The sequence below is a fragment of the Enterobacter cloacae complex sp. P15RS genome (assembly GCF_014895905.1).
Classification (GTDB): Bacteria; Pseudomonadota; Gammaproteobacteria; order Enterobacterales; family Enterobacteriaceae; genus Enterobacter; species Enterobacter quasihormaechei.
The window spans coordinates 1-4,187 of sequence record NZ_JADBQL010000049.1 but is presented as its reverse complement, the minus strand read 5'-3'; the positions used below and the strand labels follow the sequence as shown (position 1 = coordinate 4,187).

The 4,187-nt window shown below is 44.1% G+C and carries 5 protein-coding genes and 1 pseudogene; 4 read left to right on the top strand and 2 right to left on the bottom strand.

The features are described from left to right. Nucleotides 1–480: pseudogene (locus IM267_RS21415) on the top strand (hypothetical protein); the annotation flags it as partial. A gap of 9 nt (nt 481–489) precedes the next feature. Beyond that, complete coding sequence (locus IM267_RS20915) at nt 490–1,137, top strand: hypothetical protein (RefSeq protein WP_193034226.1); 648 nt, start codon at nt 490–492, stop codon at nt 1,135–1,137. Nucleotides 1,138–1,672: 535 nt separating this feature from the next. On the opposite strand, the gene IM267_RS20910 is transcribed toward IM267_RS20915, so the two are convergent. Both IM267_RS20910 and IM267_RS20905 read right to left on the bottom strand, forming a co-directional pair. After that, on the bottom strand, nt 1,673–2,236 hold the full coding sequence (locus tag IM267_RS20910) for a phage polarity suppression protein (protein WP_193034225.1): 564 nt from the start codon (nt 2,234–2,236) through the stop codon (nt 1,673–1,675). Nucleotides 2,237–2,264: 28 nt separating this feature from the next. Continuing rightward, the gene (locus IM267_RS20905) at nt 2,265–2,471 is read right to left on the bottom strand and encodes an ogr/Delta-like zinc finger family protein (RefSeq protein WP_193034224.1); all 207 of its coding nucleotides are present in this window, start codon (nt 2,469–2,471) and stop codon (nt 2,265–2,267) included. Between the two features lie 129 nt (nt 2,472–2,600). Between IM267_RS20905 and IM267_RS20900 the strand changes: the two genes are divergently transcribed. Both IM267_RS20900 and IM267_RS20895 read left to right on the top strand, forming a co-directional pair. Beyond that, nucleotides 2,601–3,446, top strand: coding sequence for an RNase A-like domain-containing protein (locus tag IM267_RS20900; protein ID WP_226848250.1), 846 nt, complete (start codon nt 2,601–2,603; stop codon nt 3,444–3,446). A gap of 12 nt (nt 3,447–3,458) precedes the next feature. Next, nucleotides 3,459–3,758 (top strand): contact-dependent growth inhibition system immunity protein, encoded by a 300-nt coding sequence (locus tag IM267_RS20895; RefSeq protein WP_059443636.1) that lies wholly within the window; start codon nt 3,459–3,461, stop codon nt 3,756–3,758. Nucleotides 3,759–4,187 lie beyond the last annotated feature (429 nt).

Here is a 4,187-nt window from a genome sequence, read left to right as displayed (position 1 = left end):
CAATATTCCATAATCATAAATAAAATTGAAGCCATTGCTCAAACAATCGCCTACAATGACAACTTAGATTTCGATAATAAAGAATTAATAGAACTCTTTGAAAATACATATAAAGAGTTACGCAAAAATAGGACATTTACAGTAACGACACAGCAGGTTTTTCTTTCCCCTGGAGACCTTTGGGCAAAAACGTCCGGGAATCGTAAAAAAAGCCTATTAGTTGTCTGCACATTTCTTATCATGTTCAACATTGAGCCATCTTTCGCAGATGACAACGACAAACTATTTTTTGACAACAATTACGATTCAATATCTTTATTAATTAATAAAGTAAAAAATGATGAAAACTTTGAGGAAGTGAAAAGCGGATTAGCACTAAAAGTCCCTGTACAGAAACTAAACAAGAAAAATAAACCCGCAAATCCTCAGAAAAAACGCTATGATGATGATGTAGAACCTGATGACTTTGAAGGCATTTAAGGGGTAACGATGGGGTTCATAAAAAAATGGTGGGATAACCATGATAAATCTAATAATTTTTTATCAGGTATCCATTACATAGTCATTTCGCTAGCCATCATAATTGGTGGCGCGTGGGCTTTGTATACCTTTAATGCATTGCAAATGGCTAACAATGCGGAACTCCAACTAAAAAAGGCCAACGAAGAATTAAAACAAATAAAAGAGCAAATTAAGGGCACCGACTCTAGCAGCATTGCCATAAATGTAACTCCATTAAAAACCCAACTAGGAATGATTATTAATGTAACCATAAAAAACAACGGTAAACGCCCATTATCTTTTGAAACATCTAAAGGTGCTTTAACTGTATATAAAGTGAGTGCGAATGGCGATAAGGTTGAGCAATCTCAATCTTTTACACCTAATCTTTATACCGTTTTGAGAGATAAAGAAAACTCTCCAGAATCCAAAAGTAAGTCATTACCCAAGACTCATGTTTTGATCGGAGCAGAAAAAACTCTTAGCTATATCGTTGGATTAAATAAGCCAGGTGTTTACTATATCACATTCAGATCAACCCCAGATGACAATTTTGATGGGGATGATTTGAAAAACAAAAAACCTGTAGAATGGTTTGCTTCTTCTTATGTTGAAATTACGTCGCAAAAACATTAAATAAGCAAACCAAATTAACATCCAATCTTTGTGACGAGTTATAAAAAGGATAGCATTACATTTTAAACAAGTTGCAATTTCATTTTCAGCGAACACACGTAAATCCATCAAATCATGTTAACGCGGCTAGTAAAGACCTATTTCACAAACATTTATCAAAGCCAATGGCATTAAAAAAACCTCAATAACATCATCTAAAAGTCAAAAAAATAAATTCAGGCCAATAGCATTTTACATTTCACTTGCCGATTACAATGCTAACTTAGTTTCGTAGATCAATCGTGCAGACTCAGTTACGTTCTCAATCTTTGAAAAAATTGAGCTCTTCAATGTTTGCGCGCAATGCTCTCCCCGCCACGCCTGCCCGCTTAAGGGGGCGCTTTTAATGCAGGTGCATGAACGGCCTCAGGGCCCGCCAGTGCTGGCGCTGGCGGGGGATTCAGTGTCTGTAAAACGCATGCAAAACCATGCACCTTATGCATGCATGGCTGTTATACGTAAAAATGGCGGGATTTTCGGGGGATTTTTAAGTGGACTACTGCACGGCCAGTTCTGCGCGACGGCGGGTGTAATTCAGATTTTGTGCAGGTGTGAATTTTTCACGACTATCAACGCGCGAAGCCGCGTCAGGCCTGAATCCGATGGCCGTTAAAATGTCATTGTCCTGCTCCGAATAATTGATTTTTTCACCGGCGACCAGCCAGAGCTGTAGCGCCTCGCGCAGATAATCGAGTGAGTGCTGCATGGCGCAGCGCTGAACGGCGGAATGCTGCCCGGAATAATTCATCAGCTCAGGGGCCAGGGCGGCGGCCACTTCCGCGCCGTGCGCCTGCATAAAATCATTTAAACGGTCGCGGATGCTGATGCGCTGCACCTCCTCATGCGAACGGATATAGCGACCGGCAGCCTGATTAATTCCCCACTTTTTCACGTCGATAATCTCGCGCAGCGTTTGCAGGCTCCGGCCGCTGTGGCCGCTGCCGGCAAGCTGTTCGCGGTATGCCTGCTCGGCCTGCGTCAGTTCTTCCCTGCGTTGCAGCCAGGCAGATTTGTTTGCCTGACAGGCCTCAAAGGCTTTCTGTAGCGTCAGTGTGGTCACGTATGTTTCTCCTGATGACTGGGCGTGCTTACGCACCGGCACGGTTAACGGTGGTCGCCGGTGCGGGTGCAGGGATAACCGGCTCTGTTGCCGGTGAACGAATAACCCCGTCGATGGATCCAAGCGTGCGGAACGTGGCCGAGCATTCGATGTTCATGCACTGGTGATAGCGCTGTTTGACGTTATCGGACAGATACCGACTGGCTGCCGAAATGCGATGAACCCGCAGCGACATAACCCACTCCAGACCGGCTACAGCCGGTCTTTTTATATCAGCCGAATATAAGGAGATTAAATAAATAAGTAAGGCTAAGAATTTACTCTTATCAACCGAAGAAAGTTTTGGCTATTATCGAGTTAGGATATGGGGGAATGGGATACTGTTATGGAAGAAGGTGGAATGGTCGTTGTTATGTCGCCGGTACAACTGGCGGCGGTGCTTTCAGATAAGAGCGTCACAGAGGCGGAAACACTGAGTAACCGATTGTTGGGTGGACTTGGTGTTTTACTCGGAGCGGTAGAAATGGCCGGTGCCACAGCACTATGTATCGCGCCAGAACCAACAGGACTAACGAAAGCGGGATGTGTGGTTGTTGGTGCACATAGTCTTGACGCTGTTCAAAGCGCAGCCAGACAGGTGATAACCGGTCGTGATACACGCTCAGCCACCTGGCAGATTGCTGTGAGCGCAGCAAGAGAACTTGGTGCTGATGAAGACACCGCCCTCAATATCGGCATGACAGTTGATATAGCCGTTCCGCTTGGATTTGCAGCTGCTATTGGTGCCGTCCGTGTAGCTGCAATTAAAGCTGGTCGCATCAAATTGATCCAGCATGAATCAGTTACGGGTCTCAAACCCGGCGGGCATACACTCGCAAATCATGTCGGAAAAACTGACAGTGAGTTACTTGCCCGATTCGAGAAAAATAAGCGACTTGTTATGTCTTCAACATTTAAAGATTTAAATGTTGCTGAAAATGTTATTTCGAGGGCAGTCTATCTTAACCGGGCAAATATCAAATCCTTACTCGGAGGTGGTAAAAACGGTGGACGCCTTACAATCAATTATCCTGCCGGTCAGGAGGTTGGGTATGGATTCACGCGAGGCAGCACACAGCGCATTAGCATGCGTGGAGTGAGGATTGTTATCGAACTGCAAGAGTATAACGGAAAACCTTACTATATCCTTACAGCATTCCCGACCCCATAGGATAGGTGGATTATGCAAAGTTTCTATCATCTTGATCAGCTGATTCAGGGTTATTTCAATCAGGATCATGACCTCATAAATGAGGGAGAGGATACTATTGAAGGCACGGTTGAACTCTATAAAAAAACAGCTCCCGACTGGATGTTAAAAGAGTTAGCCGAAGAGGTCGATTCTTTCCTTGCGCTTTACGGAGACAGGCTGGATGAGGAGTTCAAAAGCCGGTATGGATTTGATTTTTCACCTGAGTTGTGGGATTCAACCCCATTCAATTTCCTGATGACTGTGCGCAGACTTGCCCTTTCTTCGAAGTAGCTACAGGCAGACAAACCCGCAGCGGCTTAACCGACCTCAGATGGCAACAGCCGGTCTTTTACTCCCTAAACATAACTTAAGAGTGAACAGTCCACTGTTCACTCTTCACCGTATGTTCACCATCTAACCGCATGAAATTACTTGTAAAAAATCAAAGGTGAACAGTGTGAACAGTTAAATGCAAAAAAACTTTTTTCTTGATGTGGTCCATTCGAAAAACAAGTTTGCTTAAACTCAGGCGACACTGCAACAAATCGCCATTGGTATACGCTTAGGTATACCGATGAAAATTGAATTGATAAATCTCCAATAAAAATATGTATTTAATGGATTAATTCAGACTCCGCCAGCCCACCAAAATTCTCCATCGGTGATTACCAGAGTCATCCGATGAAGTCCTGAAAGCCCGCATGGCGCAAGCCCTGCGGG